The 17,058-nt window shown below is 61.4% G+C and carries 16 protein-coding genes; 2 read left to right on the top strand and 14 right to left on the bottom strand.

Features of this window, described 5'->3' with window-relative positions:
* Nucleotides 1–37: 37 nt before the first annotated feature.
* Together ACR0AO_RS00445 and pdeM are read left to right on the top strand one after the other, a co-directional pair.
* Nucleotides 38–2,446, top strand: coding sequence for a ligase-associated DNA damage response DEXH box helicase (locus ACR0AO_RS00445; protein ID WP_480598565.1), 2,409 nt, complete (start codon nucleotides 38–40; stop codon nucleotides 2,444–2,446).
* A gap of 54 nt (nucleotides 2,447–2,500) precedes the next feature.
* A complete protein-coding gene (gene pdeM / locus ACR0AO_RS00440; protein ID WP_480598563.1) occupies nucleotides 2,501–3,163 on the top strand; it encodes a ligase-associated DNA damage response endonuclease PdeM in 663 nt (220 codons plus the stop codon).
* Nucleotides 3,164–3,264: 101 nt separating this feature from the next.
* On the opposite strand, the gene folD is transcribed toward pdeM, so the two are convergent.
* The 14 genes from folD to ruvB all read right to left on the bottom strand — a co-directional run bounded on the left by folD (nucleotide 3,265) and on the right by ruvB (nucleotide 17,054).
* Complete coding sequence (gene folD / locus ACR0AO_RS00435; protein WP_480598561.1) at nucleotides 3,265–4,155, bottom strand: bifunctional methylenetetrahydrofolate dehydrogenase/methenyltetrahydrofolate cyclohydrolase FolD; 891 nt, start codon at nucleotides 4,153–4,155, stop codon at nucleotides 3,265–3,267.
* A gap of 52 nt (nucleotides 4,156–4,207) precedes the next feature.
* The gene (locus ACR0AO_RS00430) at nucleotides 4,208–4,513 is read right to left on the bottom strand and encodes a chorismate mutase (protein ID WP_480598558.1); all 306 of its coding nucleotides are present in this window, start codon (nucleotides 4,511–4,513) and stop codon (nucleotides 4,208–4,210) included.
* A gap of 56 nt (nucleotides 4,514–4,569) precedes the next feature.
* Nucleotides 4,570–6,246: a formate--tetrahydrofolate ligase gene (locus ACR0AO_RS00425; RefSeq protein ID WP_480598555.1), complete on the bottom strand. Its 1,677-nt coding sequence runs from the start codon at nucleotides 6,244–6,246 to the stop codon at nucleotides 4,570–4,572.
* A gap of 327 nt (nucleotides 6,247–6,573) precedes the next feature.
* Nucleotides 6,574–8,490: an ATP-dependent zinc metalloprotease FtsH gene (gene ftsH / locus ACR0AO_RS00420; RefSeq protein ID WP_480598552.1), complete on the bottom strand. Its 1,917-nt coding sequence runs from the start codon at nucleotides 8,488–8,490 to the stop codon at nucleotides 6,574–6,576.
* Nucleotides 8,491–8,566: 76 nt separating this feature from the next.
* Nucleotides 8,567–9,820, bottom strand: a complete 1,254-nt coding sequence (tilS, locus tag ACR0AO_RS00415) for a tRNA lysidine(34) synthetase TilS (protein ID WP_480598550.1) — start codon at nucleotides 9,818–9,820, stop codon at nucleotides 8,567–8,569.
* Nucleotides 9,817–10,641 carry a tol-pal system protein YbgF gene (gene ybgF, locus ACR0AO_RS00410; RefSeq protein ID WP_480598547.1) on the bottom strand — a complete coding sequence of 275 codons (825 nt, stop codon included), beginning with the start codon at nucleotides 10,639–10,641 and terminating at the stop codon, nucleotides 9,817–9,819. Before ybgF ends, tilS begins: the two co-directional genes overlap by 4 nt.
* Nucleotides 10,642–10,645: 4 nt before the next feature.
* The gene (gene pal, locus ACR0AO_RS00405) at nucleotides 10,646–11,155 is read right to left on the bottom strand and encodes a peptidoglycan-associated lipoprotein Pal (protein WP_480598545.1); all 510 of its coding nucleotides are present in this window, start codon (nucleotides 11,153–11,155) and stop codon (nucleotides 10,646–10,648) included.
* 89 nt (nucleotides 11,156–11,244) lie between these two features.
* On the bottom strand, nucleotides 11,245–12,564 hold the full coding sequence (gene tolB, locus ACR0AO_RS00400) for a Tol-Pal system beta propeller repeat protein TolB (protein WP_480598543.1): 1,320 nt from the start codon (nucleotides 12,562–12,564) through the stop codon (nucleotides 11,245–11,247).
* Nucleotides 12,561–13,676, bottom strand: a complete 1,116-nt coding sequence (locus ACR0AO_RS00395) for an energy transducer TonB (protein WP_480598541.1) — start codon at nucleotides 13,674–13,676, stop codon at nucleotides 12,561–12,563. The genes tolB and ACR0AO_RS00395 overlap by 4 nt, the downstream gene beginning before the upstream one ends.
* A gap of 15 nt (nucleotides 13,677–13,691) precedes the next feature.
* Complete coding sequence (gene tolR, locus ACR0AO_RS00390; RefSeq protein ID WP_480598539.1) at nucleotides 13,692–14,159, bottom strand: protein TolR; 468 nt, start codon at nucleotides 14,157–14,159, stop codon at nucleotides 13,692–13,694.
* 3 nt (nucleotides 14,160–14,162) lie between these two features.
* Nucleotides 14,163–14,858, bottom strand: coding sequence for a protein TolQ (gene tolQ / locus ACR0AO_RS00385; protein ID WP_480598537.1), 696 nt, complete (start codon nucleotides 14,856–14,858; stop codon nucleotides 14,163–14,165).
* 110 nt (nucleotides 14,859–14,968) lie between these two features.
* Nucleotides 14,969–15,352, bottom strand: a complete 384-nt coding sequence (gene ybgC / locus ACR0AO_RS00380) for a tol-pal system-associated acyl-CoA thioesterase (protein WP_480598534.1) — start codon at nucleotides 15,350–15,352, stop codon at nucleotides 14,969–14,971.
* Nucleotides 15,349–15,972: a hypothetical protein gene (locus ACR0AO_RS00375; protein ID WP_480598532.1), complete on the bottom strand. Its 624-nt coding sequence runs from the start codon at nucleotides 15,970–15,972 to the stop codon at nucleotides 15,349–15,351. The genes ybgC and ACR0AO_RS00375 overlap by 4 nt, the downstream gene beginning before the upstream one ends.
* A gap of 62 nt (nucleotides 15,973–16,034) precedes the next feature.
* Nucleotides 16,035–17,054 (bottom strand): Holliday junction branch migration DNA helicase RuvB, encoded by a 1,020-nt coding sequence (gene ruvB, locus ACR0AO_RS00370; protein ID WP_480598530.1) that lies wholly within the window; start codon nucleotides 17,052–17,054, stop codon nucleotides 16,035–16,037.
* Nucleotides 17,055–17,058: the final 4 nt, after the last annotated feature.

Here is a 17,058-nt window from a genome sequence, read left to right as displayed (position 1 = left end):
GTTCCAGTCGGTTGGCCCGGCGGGATAGTCTGGCCCCATGGCAACGATTCCCGCCCCAATTCTGAACTGGTTCACGTGCAAAGGCTGGTCCATCCACCCGCATCAGGTCGCGCTTTTCGAAAACGCCAAAAAGCCCGCAGTGCTGCTCATCGCTCCTACCGGCGGTGGCAAAACGATGGCCGGGTTTCTGCCGACCCTTGCGGAATTGGCGGACGGGTCACATCAGGGGCTGCACACGCTTTATGTTTCACCGCTCAAAGCACTGGCAGCGGATATCAAGCGAAACCTGCGCGCACCGGTGAACGAAATCGGCCTGCCGATACGGATCGAAGACCGGACCGGAGATACTTCGGCCACGCAAAAGAAACGCCAGCGGGCCGATCCGCCGCATATTCTGCTAACAACGCCTGAAAGTCTGGCTCTGCTGACATCCTACGAAGACGCGGCGAAAATATTCGCCGGTTTGCAGCGGGTGATCATCGATGAGGTCCATGCCTTGGCCGAAAGCAAGCGTGGCGATCAACTGATGCTGGCGCTGGCGCGGCTTCAGGCCATGCGCCCTGCACTGCGCCGGGTCGGCCTGTCGGCCACGGTCGAGGATCCGCAGGCAATCGCATCTTTTCTGGCCCGTTTCCCCGACCCCTGCGAAATCGTTCTGGCCGATCCGGGGCCGGACCCGGATATCTCAATGCTTGAGACCGACGAGGCGCCACCATGGTCCGGTGGCGGGGCGGCATATGCCATTCCGGCGGTGCTGGATCAGATCAGGAAACACAAGACCACCCTGATCTTTCACAACACACGGGCGCAGGCCGAGATTTTCTTTCACAATCTGTGGCTCGCCAATGATGACGGATTACCCATAGGCATTCACCACGGCAGCCTCGACCGGCAACAGCGCGAGCGGGTCGAAGCCGCGATGGTGCGCGGAGAGCTGCGCGCCATCGTCTGCACCGGCTCGCTGGATCTGGGGATCGATTGGGGCGATGTGGATCTGGTGATCCAGATCGGCGCACCCAAGAACGTCAAGCGCCTGGTCCAGCGGATCGGGCGGGCGAACCATCGCTACAATGCGCCCTCCAAGGCATTGCTGGTGCCTGCGAACCGGTTCGAAGTGGTGGAATGCGTTGCGGCGCTTGAGGCGGTCAGGGCGCATGATCTGGACGGTGAACCTCGTGGCGCCGGCCCTCGAGACGTATTGTGTCAGCACATCCTGATTGCCGCCGCCTCGGGCCCGTTCGATGCGGATACGCTGTTTGTCGAAATGACGTCGGCCGGACCCTTCTCCGGGCTTCGCAGGGCGCAGTTCGACGATTGCCTCGATTTCTGCGCCACCGGCGGATACGCCTTGCGGGTCTATGACCGCTGGCAGCGGTTGCAGAAGCGATCAGACGGGTTGTGGCAACTGCGCGACCCGCGCGCAGCGCAGCGGATACGGATGAATATCGGAACAATCCAGGACACGGATCTGCTCAAGGTGCGCCTGAAACGCAACCGGGGCGGAAAACCGTTGGGAGAAGTCGAAGAAGGGTTCGCCGCGTCGCTGACACCCGGCGACACCTTTTTGATCGGCGGCCAGATCGTCAGGTACGAAGGGTTGCGCGAAATGGTGGTCGAAGTCAGTCGCCGGGCGGACCGCAAACCCAAAATCGCCGTGTTTTCCGGAACCAAATTCGCGACATCGACCCAGTTATGCGCGCGCATCCTCGGCATCTTCGCTCAGGCCGAGTGGCCGCAATTGCCCGCGCATACCGCCGAATGGCTGGCGCTGCAACGCGGGGTTTCGCGATTGCCCGAACAGGGCCGGTTGTTGATCGAAAGCTTTCCCAGCGAAGGACGCGAACATATTTGTGTCTATGGTTTTGCCGGGCGAAACGGGCAGCAAACCTTGGGTCTGCTGCTGACGAAACGGATGGAAGAACAGGGGCTGGCGCCGCTGGGTTTCGTTGCCACCGACTATGCGACGCTGATATGGGGGCTGGACCAGGTCACCGACCCGCGAGCCCTGCTTGAAATCGGTGCTCTGCGCGAAGGTCTGGGCCGCTGGCTTGCGGGAAATCAGATAATGAAACGCACATTTCGCGCCAGCGCGACAATTGCCGGCCTGATAGAGCGCAACATCGCCGGTCAGCGCAAATCCGGGCGGCAGGCCACGTTTTCGTCGGATATCCTCTATGACACCCTGATCAAATATGACCCCGATCATCTGCTGCTGCAGATCACCCGCGAGGAAACCATGCGGGGACTGGTCGATTTCGCAAGGATCGAAGAGATGCTGGAACGCTCGGGCGACAGAATCGATCTCGTTCACCTCGACCGCGTGTCGCCGCTGGCCGCCCCTCTGTTTCTGGAGGTCGGAAAAGTGGCGGTGAAGGGCGAGGCCGAAGAGCGGCTGCTGGCCGAGGAAAGCGAAAAGCTTATGCGTGAGGCGGGTTTGCCCCTTTGATCGCCGAACGATTTCGGGTTGCATAAATCTTGCGGCCAAGTCAAAGAACATACCATGAACGGGTTTGCATTTTCCTTTTTCGGCCAGAAATTGACTGCCCTCGGCTCTGGGGCGCTGTGGTGGCCCGAGCAGGAATTGCTGTGTGTTTCGGATCTGCATCTTGGAAAATCCGAACGCACGGCCCGCCGCGGCGGAACCATCCTGCCACCCTACGAAACCCAGGACACGCTCGGCCGGCTTGCCGCCGACATCAACGGTTGCGGCGCACACACGATCGTTTGCCTGGGGGACAGCTTTGATGACATTGACGCAGCGGCGGCTCTGCCCGAGGCCGACAGGATGCAGATCGCGTCGCTGCAAGCCGGGCGGCGATGGATCTGGATCGAAGGCAATCACGATCCCGGACCGGTCGATATGGGCGGCACTCATCTGGCCGAATGGGCCTGCGGGCCATTGATGTTCCGGCATATCGCAGATCCAGCCAAACAGGCTGAAATATCCGGTCACTACCACCCCAAGATCGCCCTTCGGACCCGCGGCAGGGGCGTAACAAGGCCTGCTTTCCTGCTGGATGCGGTCCGCCTTATCCTGCCCGCATACGGCACCTATACCGGCGGGCTGCGCAGTGACGCCGATGCATTGGCGTCGCTCGTTGCCCGGGACGCCATCGCGATCGTGACCGGTGCACATCCCAGGCCGGTGCCAATTCCGCGCTAGTTTGTGCCCGTCACCGACAAAGGATCGGCGACGGCAGGCGAATGCATCTAAAAGGAAACGTTTCGGCAAGCCGGACCCGCAGGCTGGCTTGCCGGATGGGGTTACGCCGTTAGACCCTTGGGTTCGGCAAGGCCGTTGGCGCGGCAGCAGGCGGTCAGGGTGTTGGCCAGCAGGCAAGCGATGGTCATCGGACCGACGCCACCCGGCACCGGGGTGATCGCGCCGGCGCGTTCGGCAGCGCTGGCATAATCCACGTCGCCCACCAGCTTGTTCTTGCCATCGCGCTCAATGCGGTTGATGCCCACGTCGATCACAGTGGCACCTTCCTTGATCCAGTCACCCGGCACCATTTCCGGGCGGCCCACGGCGGCGACGACGATGTCGGCACGGCGGACAACCTCGGGCAGGTCCTTGGTGCGCGAGTGCGCGATGGTCACGGTGCAGCTGTCGCCCAGCAACAGCTGCGCCATTGGCTTGCCCACGATGTTCGACCGGCCGATGACGACAGCATCCAGACCCGACAATGAGCCGTGATGGTCGCGCAACATCATCAGGCAGCCCAGCGGCGTGCAGGGCACCATCGACTTTTGGCCGGTACCCAGCAGGCCCACGTTCGAGATATGGAAACCGTCAACATCCTTGGCCGGATCGATCGAGTTGATCACCAGATCCTCGTTCAGGTGCTTGGGCAGCGGCAGCTGCACCAGAATGCCGTGAACCGCCGGGTCATTGTTCAGCTTGCCGATCAGGGCCAGAAGGTCTTCTTCGGACGTATCCGCGTCCAGCTTGTGCTCGTACGAGTTCATGCCGACCTCGACGGTCATCTTGCCCTTGGAGCGGACATAAACCTGAGATGCCGGGTCCTCTCCGACCAGCACCACGGCCAAACCGGGCGTGATGCCGTGTTCTTCCTTCAGCCGGGCCACATGCTCGGCCACCTGCCCGCGTACCGTGGCGGCAAAGGCCTTTCCGTCGATTACTTGCGCGACCATTTGTCGATCCCTTCCATCACCTTCCGTCGGGCCCAATGACCGCGACCGGATTTCAGTCAATGCCGATCACCTGCTCCTCGCGAGCAATCGACCAGTCAATCAATATGCGCCATAGGCTCTCCGCCAGATCAGGATCAAGTCCGGATGCGGCGGCGCTGGCGCGGACATTCTGAACCACCTCTTCGACGCGGGCCGGGATGCGGGCGGGCAAAGCCTCAATCGGTTTCAGCTCGGCAGCGCGATCGATATAACGCGCGCGCGTTACCAGCTTTCCGATCAGTTCCCGGTCCAGCCGGTCGATCTGAACCCGCAACTCGCGCATCGTGGCGCAGTCGTGCGGCGGTATCAGCGATGGCATTGAATTCTCCTCGTGGCCCGGGATGTCCCGGGCCACGGAGTGACTCATTCGGGCGCTTAGAACAAGCCCTCGATCTCACCTGCGTCATTGAGGCAGATGGTTTCGGCAGCCGGTTTGCGCGGCAGGCCGGGCATGGTCATGATCTCACCGCAGACCACCACGATGAAACCGGCACCCGCGCTCAGGCGCACCTCACGCACCGGAACCGAGTGGCCGGTGGGCGCGCCGCGCAAGCTGGGGTCGGTCGAGAACGAATACTGGGTCTTGGCCATGCAAACCGGCAGGTTGCCGTAGCCGGCGGCTTCCCATTCCTTCAGCTGGTTGCGGATCTTGGAATCCGCCAGCACCTCATCAGCGCGGTAGATGCGCTTGGCGATGGTCTCGACTTTTTCGAACAGCGGCATGTCGTCCGGATAGATCGGTGAGAAGTTTGCCGTACCGGCATCGGCAATTTCCACAACCTTTTTGGCCAGCTCCTCGGATCCTTCCGAACCCAGTTCCCAGTGACGCGACAGAACCGCCTCAACCCCGTGCTCGGCGCAATAGTCCTTGACGGCCTGCACTTCAGCGTCGGTGTCGGTGACGAAGTGGTTGACGGCAACGACTACCGGCACACCGAAGGACTTCACGTTCTCGATATGACGGCCCAGGTTGGCACAGCCCGACTTCACGGCGTCAACATTCTCGGCACCCAGATCGGCCTTGGCAACGCCGCCGTTCATCTTCATCGCGCGCACAGTGGCAACCAGCACGACGGCAGACGGAGCAATGCCCGCCTTGCGGCACTTGATGTTCATGAACTTCTCGGCACCCAGATCGGCGCCAAAGCCCGCTTCGGTCACGACGTAGTCGGCGACTTTCAAAGCGGTCTTGGTGGCGATGACCGAGTTACAGCCATGCGCGATGTTCGCGAAAGGACCGCCATGGACGAAGGCCGGGTTGTTTTCCAGCGTCTGCACCAGGTTGGGCTGCATCGCGTCCTTCAGCAGCACGGTCATCGCGCCTTCGGCCTTGATGTCTCGGCAGTAGACCGGGGTCTTGTCGCGGCGATAGGCGACGATGATGTCGCCCAGACGCTTCTCCAGGTCCTTCAGGTCGGTGGCCAGGCACAGGATCGCCATGACCTCGGACGCCACGGTGATGTCATAACCTGCTTCGCGCGGGAAACCGTTCGACACACCGCCAAGCGAGCAGGTGATCTGGCGCAGCGCGCGGTCGTTCATGTCGACCACCCGGCGCCACACCACGCGCCGCATGTCGATGGCCTGCTCGTTGCCCCAGTAGATGTGGTTGTCGATCATCGCCGACAGCAGCGAGTGGGCCGAAGTGATGGCATGGAAATCACCGGTGAAGTGCAGGTTCATCTCTTCCATCGGAACGATCTGCGCGTAACCGCCGCCCGCGGCGCCGCCCTTCATGCCGAAGTTCGGACCCAGCGAGGCCTCGCGGATACAGATCATCGCGTTCTTGCCGATCCGGTTCAGACCGTCGCCCAGACCCACGGTGGTCGTGGTCTTACCCTCACCCGCCGGGGTCGGGTTGATCGCGGTGACAAGGATCAGCTTGCCGTCTTCGCGGTCCTGCACTGAGTTGATGAAGTCCTGACTGACCTTCGCTTTGTCGTGGCCATAGGGCAGCAGATCCGCAGATTCGATGCCGATTTTTGCACCGATTTCCTGGATCGGTTTCTTGTTCGCCTCGCGGGCGATTTCGATATCGGATTTATAGCTCATTGGGCAGGGTTCCTGATTGAGGTCGTGCAAAACCGACGCGGGGCGTCGGCGCTGAACAATCCATACCGTTGTGTACAATGGCCGTAGATATGGATTCCGACATAATCACGCTGTGAAGCGGCGTATGCCCAAGTCTGGCGTTTCTAATCGGAAACGAGATTTCCCTCAGGGGCCATGGTTTTTCATTCGGCACGGACGAAACCAATCGGCCTCCCAGAAAGGTTGCATCACGCAAGACAGGCATTAATGCCCGTCGTTTCCAGACGATTCAGAGCGGGAGTGTTTGCAAAAAAAGACCCGGGAGGCCCCGGGTCTTTTGCCTGAAACTCAGGTCGTCGGTTCCGGCTCCATGCCGTCTTCCGGTGGTGCCTTCTTGGGTTTGGTTTTCGGGATCGCCGTCACGCTGGGCGCGTTGCCCTTGTCCGAGTCATCGCTTTCGTCGTCGCTTTCATGCGGCGAATCGCCTCTCATGACCCGCTTGATTTCATCTCCGGTCAAAGTCTCGTATTCCAGCAGGCCCTGTGCCAGACGCTCCCAATCCTCTTTCTTGGCGCTGAGGATTTCATGCGCCTTTTCATAGCCTTCCTGAATGAAGCGTTTAACCTCTTCCTCGATCAGCTCCTTGGTATGGGCCGAAACCGAGAAACCGGCGGTGTTGCCCTGATACCCCTCGTGCGCTTCGGCATAGTCGATATTGCCGACTTTGTCGGACATGCCCCAGCGCATCACCATGGCGCGCGCCAGCTGGCTGGCCTGCATGATATCGCCAGCCGGGCCGTTCGAGACATGGTCGTCACCATATTTGATGACTTCGGCAGCTTTGCCCGCCATCGTCATTGCCAGCTTTTGCTTGCATTCGTCGCGGTGATAATTCAGCCGGTCCATTTCGGGCAACGACACAACCATACCCAGCGCACCGCCGCGCGGGATGATCGTCGCCTTGTAGACCGGATCGCATAGCGGCAGTTCCAAGCCGACAACGGCGTGACCGGCCTCGTGATAGGCGGTCTTTTCCTTCTGGTCCTGCGTCAGCACCATCGAGCGGCGCTCGGCCCCCATCATCACCTTGTCCTTGGCGTTCTCGAAATCTTCCATGGTGACAAAGCGGCGGCCCACGCGCGCGGCCATCAGCGCCGCCTCGTTCACCAGATTGGCCAGATCCGCGCCCGAGAACCCGGGCGTGCCCCGTGCGATGATGCGCAGGTCAACATCCGGACCCAGAGGTGTCTTGCGGGCATGTACGCCCAGGATCTTTTCCCGGCCCTTGATGTCGGGGTTGGCGACGGTCACCTGACGATCAAACCGGCCCGGACGCAGCAATGCGGGGTCCAGAACGTCCTTACGGTTGGTCGCGGCCAGAATGATCACGCCTTCATTGGCCTCGAACCCGTCCATCTCGACCAGCAACTGGTTGAGGGTCTGTTCGCGCTCATCGTTGCCGCCGCCATAGCCGGCGCCACGATGGCGGCCCACGGCGTCAATTTCGTCGATGAAGACGATACAAGGCGCGTTCTTCTTAGCCTGCTCAAACATGTCGCGGACACGGGATGCGCCGACACCCACGAACATCTCGACGAAATCAGAACCCGAGATGGTGAAGAACGGCACGCCCGCCTCACCCGCAATCGCACGGGCCAGCAGCGTCTTACCGGTGCCCGGTGGACCAACCAGCAGTGCGCCTTTCGGAATCTTGCCGCCCAGCCGCGAGAACTTCTGCGGGTTGCGCAGGAATTCCACGATCTCTTCCAGCTCTTCCTTGGCCTCATCGATGCCTGCGACGTCGTCAAAGGTCACGCGGCCATGTTTTTCGGTCAGCATCTTGGCCTTGGACTTACCAAAGCCCATGGCACCACCTTTACCGCCGCCCTGCATCCGGTTCATGAAGTAGACCCAGACGCCGATCAGCAACAGGAAAGGCAGCAACGTGATCAGGAACGACTGGAACCCCGATTGCTGTTGTTTTTCCGCGCGAACGGGAATGTCTTTACCGATCAGCAACTGCGTCACTTCAGCATCGCCGGGCTTGATCGTCACATAGTCACGGTTGTCGCTTGTCCGGTACCGGATCTGTTCACCATCCAGCGTCACGCGGGTCACTTCACCCGCATCCACAGCGGCGACAAATTCAGAATAGGTCTTTTCATGGCTCTGAAGCGTTCCGCCTGACCCGCTGAACAGGTTGAACAGCGCGAGAATCAGCAGAAAAAGGACGACCCAAAAAGCGATATTACGAGCGTTGCCCAAGGAAATACTCCCAAATCATTCGGCATTGAAGGAGGTTGCCAGCTAGACCACTAAAATAGAGATGATTGCCGCAGGTTCAATGCGATAAAAGAGATGCGTAGAACTCTTCACTACCTGAACGCAGTTTCGCCTCCCAGCCATTGGCGAATCCGGCGAGCGGGGCCGATCGCAGGTCTTCGCCGAACCACACCGAGGGCGAGGCCAGCAGGGCCGCGTATGGGCTGCCGACCAACCTCCAATCCGGGACCTGCAGCAGGCCGGATGCCCCCAACGGCCGCACTTCAAGACCATCCTGTGCCGGCCCGGAGACCAGCCACCGCCGGTCCCAGGTCGCGCCGACGTCGGAAACGGAATCGCGGACTGCGTTGTATTCACGGCAGAAACGCACGTTCTCTCCGTCCGGCAGGCAAAGGCATCCGCCCAAAACGCCGGTCTTTCCTTCCGCTACCGCCGACACGGTCCGCCGCACCGCCGCCCGGCGCGGCGGATAAGGCCCACCGCCGATCCATGTGACGATCCCGACAATCAGCCGCCGCGCGATTTCCATTGGAAGCGCATCAAACCCTTGGCGGCTGACCAGAACATCGCCATCTGAAATCCGCGTGAGATCTTGGGCTTCCTGCAGCACATAGTGGTTCAGAGCATCGCGCGCTTGCGCCATATTTTGCGCAACTTCCACCAAAGCCCGGGGTGTGAGGCCCAGTGTTTCAAGCCCGGACAGTGCTTTTCGCGCCTTGATCCGGTCAAAATGGGTATCCTGATTCGACGGGTCTTCGACCCACGCCAAACCTGCAGCCCGCAGATATTGACGCAAACGTTCCCGCGTGATCCCAAGCATCGGCCGCAGGATAACAATGCCATCCTGCTCACGTCGGCCCGCCATCGCCGCCAACCCCGAGACGCCCGCAGCGCGGGCCAGCCGCATCAGAACCGTTTCCGCCTGATCGTCCGCCGTATGCCCCAGGACAAGCGCCGAAACATCATTGCGTTTGGCCCAATCGGTCAACAGCCGGTACCGCGCATAGCGCGCCTTGTCCTGCAGATTTCCGGTTCCGTCCCAGCCCGCCCAACACAACGTTTCATGGCGCAGACCCATTCCCGCAGCCAAGGCGGCCACGCCCCTGGCTTCTTCGGCCGAGCCATCGCGCAGGCCGTGATCGACCGTGACGGCCAGCAACTCGGTGTTTTCGGCTTCAAGCGCCGCGTTCAACAGGCTCAGCAGTGCAACCGAATCGCTGCCGCCAGACACCGCCACGCCCAGACACGCAGGCAATTCAGAGGGCAGCCCGGCCCGAATTTCCGTCTGAAGGTCGTGAAAGTCCTGCGTCAAGAACAGCCCAGCGCCGCCATCTCCCGACCGGCCTCCGCAACCGAGGACGAAACCGGGAAGCGTACACCGACCTCACCCAGCGTGATACAGGCCTGCTCGGTCTGCCCCAAACGCCCCAGCGCCGCGCCCAGTTCGTACAAGGCTTCCGGAGCCAGCGGCCCTTCCGAATCGCCGGTGAAACTGGCCAGGTAAGCCCGCGCCGCCTCGCGTGTGTCGCCCAGACCATCCAAAGCCTGCCCGCGCCTCAAATGCGCTTCGGCGGACAGCGGGCTGCCTGGATAGTTCAAGTCGAAATTGGCAAGCAGATCGGCCGCTTTCTGAAAATCGCCCTCACTCAGCGCTTGCGAGGCGGCATCGAATTCGGATCGCTCGCCTATGGCCAGCTGTTCTCCTTGCGATGTTGACGGTGCCGCCGGTGCAATGGCGGGCGAGGACTCTCCGGCCGTTTCACCGCCCAGCGTCGTCGTCTCACCCAATGAGCTCAGATCGCCACCCTCAAGTTCAACCAGACGAAACTCCAGATCCCCGATCCGATTGGTGCCATCCGCCACGATCCGTTCGACCCGTGCGTTCAGTTGCTCGGTCTGTTGCGTGAGACGCTGCACTTCGGCCTCGATCGCATCGACACGCTCCAGCACCGAACTGCCCGCCAGATTGGGCGACGGCGATCCGGTGGTGGAAAACTCGCGCTTGAGGCGTTGGATTTCTACATGCAGAACCGTAAGTTCCTGTCGGATATCCGCAAGTGTCTGCTGATCCTGCGCGCGCACACCGCCCGCCGTGGAAACAACTGCTGCCAGAACCAAGGCCACGATGCGCATTGGATTACCCCGTGGTCGAGCCGGTCAGGACCGTAACGGCCCGGCGATTCTTGGAATAGCACGCCTCGTCGCTGCAAATCTCGATCGGGCGTTCCTTGCCATAGCTGACGGTCGTCAGCCGGTTGCCCGCAACACCACGCGAGATTAGGAACTCACGCGCCGCATTGGCCCGGCGGGCGCCGAGGGCAAGGTTGTATTCTCTTGTGCCCTGCTCGTCCGCATGGCCTTCGATTGTCGCGGTGAAATCGGGATTGTTCATCAGCCACTCCGCCTGCGCTTGCAACGTGGCCTGCGCCTCGGGTGTCAGGGTCGACTGATCTACGGAAAACAGCACCCGATCACCGACGGCCTGCTGAAAATAGGCCGGAGAATGCGGATCGCTGACCGATCCGGGGGCCAAAGCCCCTCCGGCTCCGCCCGCTCCGCCATTGCCCCAGGTCGAGGGGTCATTGTTGCTGCAAGCCGCAAGCAGCGCTACCGCGCCCAGAGCGGCGAATTTGCTCAATACGTTCATTTCCAGTCGCCTCATGGTTTGTTTGTTGTTTGGTTCTATGTACCACACTGCCCGTTCCATGTGAACGAAATCGCGCAGACGTTAAGCCGCTATTTCTGCAAGGGCGACCAGGTCGGGTCACTGCCACCATCCGGCGTGCGCACCGCCTTGAGGTTGCGCCCCGAAATATCCACCGAATAGAGCGAAGAACGCCCATCCGCGCCCTGCGTTTCCCGTGTGAACATGATCACCCTGCCATTGGGGGACCATGTCGGCCCCTCATCAAGAAAGGACGCCGTCAGCAGCCGTTCTTCCGTGCCGTCGACACGCATCACTCCGATATGAAAGCGACCCTCGTTCTGCTTGGTGAAGGCAATCAGATCGCCCCGCGGGGACCATACCGGCGTACCGTAACGGCCCGGACCGAAACTGATCCTCGTCGCCTGGCCGCCCGCGGCAGGCATGACGTAAAGTTGTGGCGAACCGGACCGGTCGCTTTCGAACACGATCCGGCTGCCATCCGGTGAAAAGCTGGGCGCGGTTTCGATCGACGGCGCGCTGGTCAGCCGGGTGCTGTTACCCGTGGCGAGGTCCATCCGCCAAAGATCGGTATTGCCACCTTGTGACAGAGAATACAGAACGGTTCGTCCATCGGGCGAGAAACGGGGGGCAAAACTCATCGTACCGTCCTGGGTGGACAGAACCTGACGGCGCACATTGCCGATATCCAGAACGTAAATGCGCGGCGTGCCACTTTCATAACTGGTATACAACAGCCGGTCACCGGTTGGCGAGAACCGGGGGGCCAGAACGATGGCTGCGCTGTCGGTCAGATACTGAACGTTGGCACCGTCGTAGTCCATGATCGCCAGACGCTTGCGGCGCTGGTCCTTGGGACCGCTTTCCGACACGAAGGCCACGCGGCTGTCGAAATAGGCGTCCTCGCCCGTGATACGACTATAGACCTGATCGGCAACCTTGTGGGCCATGCGGCGCCAGCCATCCGTCGTACCCGTGAATTGCAGCCCATCGCCCAGTTCTGCGCCGGAAAACACATCCCAGACCCGGAACCGGACAATCAGGCGACTGCCGGATACGTTGACAGCCCCGGTTACCAGCGCCTGAGCGTTGATCGCCTTCCAGTCGGCAAACTGCACCGGGGCCTCAAAGCTGCTTACGCGGCTGATAAAGGCATCCGACGAAATCTCGCGGAACAGCCCCGTTCCACTGAGATCAGCCGCCACCACCCTTGCGATCTGTGTTGCGTATTCCGCCGCCGCCGCGTTGTCCGGTACGAAATTCGGCACCGCATAGGGCATAGGCTCGATCACGCCTTCGGTGATCTCAAGCCTCAGCGGCGGGTTCTGCGCAACGGCGGGCATGGCGAACACCGCCGCACCCAGTAGGAGGCTGGTCAGGAATTTCATCATTTGATCCGCATCCTCTCGGGGTTGAATGTAATCTCGATATTCTGCCACTGGCCATATTTTTCGGGCGGCAGGCCGTAGCCCTTGCTGCCACACCGTATGATTGCACGGCGCGCGGCCTCGAACGCCTGCTGCGCGGCCCCGGACGACCCACCGGAACTGTCGAGCAGGCGAATGCTGTTGACAACAGGCGTTCCATCCTGCTGCATGGCCACCGAAACGATAACGGTCGTTTTCAACGCTTCGGTCGACAGTGATCCGACATTCCAGCAATTCGAAACCGCAATGCGCAGTGCGTCCTTTTCCCCACCGGTCAGCGGTGGACCAGTCGGCGCGGGCGCACTGTCCTGCCCGCCTGCCAACACCTGCTTCAGGGCATCGTCTATCGCCTTTTCAGTATTTTCCGCAGTCGTTTCAGACGTGTCCGCTGGTTTGGGATTGTCTTCTGCGACCTGTTTGGGTTCAGGCGGCGGCCGCCGAGACGGCGGGCGCGGAGAGCGGTCGGGCGCAAGTTCCTTGCTCTTCTCCGCTTCGGTCACGATCTGATCCGTCGCCTCCTCGGGCGCCGTCTGTTCCTGTTGCTCCTGCGGTTCCTCGGCGCCTTCTTCCTGCGCGACGGGTGGTGTTTCCACATCGTCAGGTGTCACGTCCGGCGGGGGCGGTGCAACCGGTTGCGGCGCAACTTTGTCGGCCGGGCGTGGTTTCGGCTTGGGTCCCGGCGGAACCGGCAACGCGACAACTTCCGGCTGGGGCGGCTGCAGCGTCGGAAGCTCTTCGGACACTTCGGGATCGGGTGTCGGCAAAATTGGATCAGGCACCGTTTCCGCCTCGGGCTCGGGAGGCGCTTCCGGTTCGGGGCGAGATTGTTCGTTCTCAACCTGCTCCGGCGCGGTTGGCCGATCATCCGGCACGTCGGGGAGTTGCAGCACGGCAGGCGTAACGGACACTTCAGGCGTTTCCTGCGGCGCGGACAAGGCTTCAAAATCTTCAGCCGAGATCACGGACACATCCTGCACCTCGAACGGCAACGGTTCGGACCGGAACGCACCGCCGAATACGGCCCATCCGATCACAATCACATGGGCGACACCAGAGATCTTGGTACCGGTCTGCAAACCGCGTCCTCACCCTCAACCATCATCCAGCGTCGGCCCGCCGGTATCCGTCACAAGGCCGACATTCGAAAACCCACCTGCATTTAGCGCTCCCATGACCTCCATCACCTGCGCATAAGGAATGGCACCGTCCGCACGCAAGAACACCTTGTCGCTGGATCGTTCTGTCGCAATGGCCCGCAGTTTTCCAATCAATTCCGCGCGGGCGACACCCGTCGTCTGGATCTGCACGCCGCCATCCGCCGTCATCGTGACCGTCAGCGGCTCTTCGCTGTCGGTGGGCAGGGCGGATGCGGCCGTCTTGGGCAAATCCACCGGCACGCCCACCGTCAGCAGCGGCGCCGCCACCATGAAAATGATGAGCAATACCAGCATCACGTCCACGAAAGGCGTGACGTTGATTTCCGACATCGGCCGGGCGCCGCCGCGCCGCCGACCCCGCCTGCGCCCGTTACCACTTTTTTGCTGAACTGCCGCACCCATGGGTCAGGTATCCAACTGACGCGACAGGATCGTGGCGAATTCATCCGCAAAAGCCTCGTAGCCCGAGACGATCCGGTCACTGTCAGCGCTGAGTTTGTTGTAGAAGATCACTGCCGGGATAGCCGCCAACAGACCAAAACCCGTGGCCATCAGCGCCTCGGCGATCCCCGGCGCAACCACGGCCAGGTTCGTGTTCTGCTGCTCTGCGATCTCGATAAAGGCGTTCATGATGCCCCAGACGGTTCCGAACAGGCCGATGAACGGCGCGGTCGAACCCACGGTCGCCAGCACCGGTAACCCTTTTTGCAGCGTTTCCGCCTCTTTGGCGATCGCGACATCCATCGACCGGTCGATGCGCGCCTGCGCCCCCGCGATCAGCCCGCCATCATTTCGATGGGAACGCCGCCATTCGATCATCCCGGCGGCAAAAATCTTTTCCGAACTGCCGTCCGGCTGCGGCCCGGTCTGATCGAACAGTTCGTCCAGCGGATTGCCAGACCAGAACGCCTCGTCGAACTCGTCCGCCTCGGACCGGGCCTTTCGGTAGTTGATCATTTTCTGGATGATGATGGCCCACGACCAGAAGGACGCAAAGATCAGCATCAGCATCACCAGTTTCACGACAAATGTTGCGCGGGCAAACAGCCCCCACATGGAGAAATCGATCTCCTGCGCCAGCGCCAGCGTCTCAGCTTCCATGAATCTGCTCTTTTTCTGCCTGTCGGGCCATTCGTTCGGCCTTTGTTTTGGCGAACGCTAGCCCAGATCGGGATGAATTGCCATCAGAACCAGCCCCGATGCAAAAAATGTTACAGCAATGCGCGAATCTCTGCCGGAAGCCGAACCGGTTTGCCGTCTGCGTTCATGCAGACAGCGGTCACCATGGCCCGGAACACCTCGGCGTCGCCGCGCCGGACCGATTGCGACATAGTCAGCCGCGCGCCTGACAGAGAGACCATTTCGGTCTCTACAACCAGTTCGTCTTCGAATTTCGCGGTCGAAATGTAATCGGCCTCAATCCGGCGGACGACCCAGACGATCCCGGCATCGCGCATCGCATTCTGGTCATTGCCCAACTGCCGAACCCAATCCGAACGGGCGCGTTCGATGAACCGCAGGTAATTCGCGTGATAAACGATGCCCCCCATGTCGGTGTCCTCATAGTAGACCCGGACGGGAAAGACATGCTTCATTGCGGCTGCTCCAGGCGGGCGAACAGTCTCAGCGCGTGGGAGCTGTCCCGCGTGGCCCCCGGCAGAACCGGATCATAGGCAGCCCGGATCAGCCCGGCAATGTCGGGGCGCAGGATCGTTGCGTCACCGGCAACCGCCAGTGGAGACCGCTCGCGGAACGCGGTGTCGGACCACAACAGAATCGTTTGCACAACCTGACTGAGAGCCAGCGTTTCGGCGGAGATATCCGACAATTGGCTGTCCATGCGCAGGAACACAAAGGCCGCTCTTATCGACCCATCTTCTTCAAACCGAAACACCCGGTATTGATTGGCCTCTGCCGCAACCAGCCGTTCCACCAGCGGCTTGAGATCGGGGATCAGCCTGTCAAGATCCGGCACCGCCAGCAATTCGTCCCATTCACGAAAGAAAAAGATCATGCAATTGGCGCCCAGTTCCGGATCGGTCTCGGCCATCCTGTGCCCGGCCAGCGCCACCACCGCCTCGAACGCGCCCTTGACCACCGACAGGGTCTCGTCCTCGACACCAAAGACGATCGGGACGATGGGCCGCCCCCAGCGGGCGAACAGGAACTCACCGCTTTCGCGGGCAAACAGGGCTTCGATCTCTTTTGGGGTCACGTGCGGATCTTCATCTTTTCCAGATACTCCCGCCGGTGGCATAAAATCTATGTCGCGCGGCATCAACCAAATAGATCGCTTTGCCGCTTTGGCACCGGCATCCCCAGATGCGTCCAAGCCTTCTGCGCCAGCATCCGTCCGCGCGGCGTACGCTGGATCAGCCCCTGTTGCAGAAGGAAAGGCTCGATCACCTCTTCCAGCGAGTCGCGGCTTTCCGACAAGGCGGCGGACAGGGTTTCGATCCCCACCGGCCCGCCGGAATAGTTTTCGGCGATTAGCCTGAGATACCTTCGGTCAGCCCCGTCCAGTCCAAGATTGTCCACGCCAAGCCGGGTCAGCGCCCCATCGGCCAGTTCTCGCGTGATCCGCCCGTCGCCTTCGACCACCGCGAAATCCACCACCCGGCGCAGCAAGCGGCCCGCGATCCGTGGTGTCCCGCGTGAGCGCCGCGCAATCTCGCGAGCGCCATCATGATCGGCAGGCGCACCGAGTTTGCGGGCGTTTCGGGTGACGATCTCGTGCAACTCGTCCACTGTATAAAACTGCAACCGCGTGGGAATGCCGAAACGGTCGCGCAGGGGGGTCGTCAGCAGACCCATCCGCGTCGTCGCGCCGACCAGGGTGAACGGCTGCAACTCGATCCGCACCGTACGCGCGGCAGGGCCTTCGCCGATGACCAGATCAAGCTCGAAATCCTCCATCGCGGGATAAAGCACTTCTTCTACCGCGGGGTTCAGGCGATGGATCTCGTCGATGAACAGAACGTCGCGCCGCTCCAGATTGGTCAGGATCGCCGCCAGATCGCCCGCCTTGGCCAGCACCGGCCCTGAAGTCATGCGGAAATTCACCCCCAGTTCGCGCGCCACGATCTGCGCCAGCGTCGTTTTGCCCAGCCCCGGAGGACCATGAAACAGAGTGTGATCCATCGCCTCGCCCCGCTGGCGCGCCGACTGGATGAACACACGCAGATTGGCGCGCGCCTCGGCCTGGCCGATGAACTCGCCCAGCCCTTGCGGACGCAGGGCGCGGTCATTGTCCTCGGGCAACGGCTCGGGGCGGAGGGTTGGATCGGCATCAACCATCAGT

Source organism: Ruegeria sp. AF8 (assembly GCF_056541825.1).
This window is presented reverse-complemented; position numbering and strand designations above follow the sequence as displayed.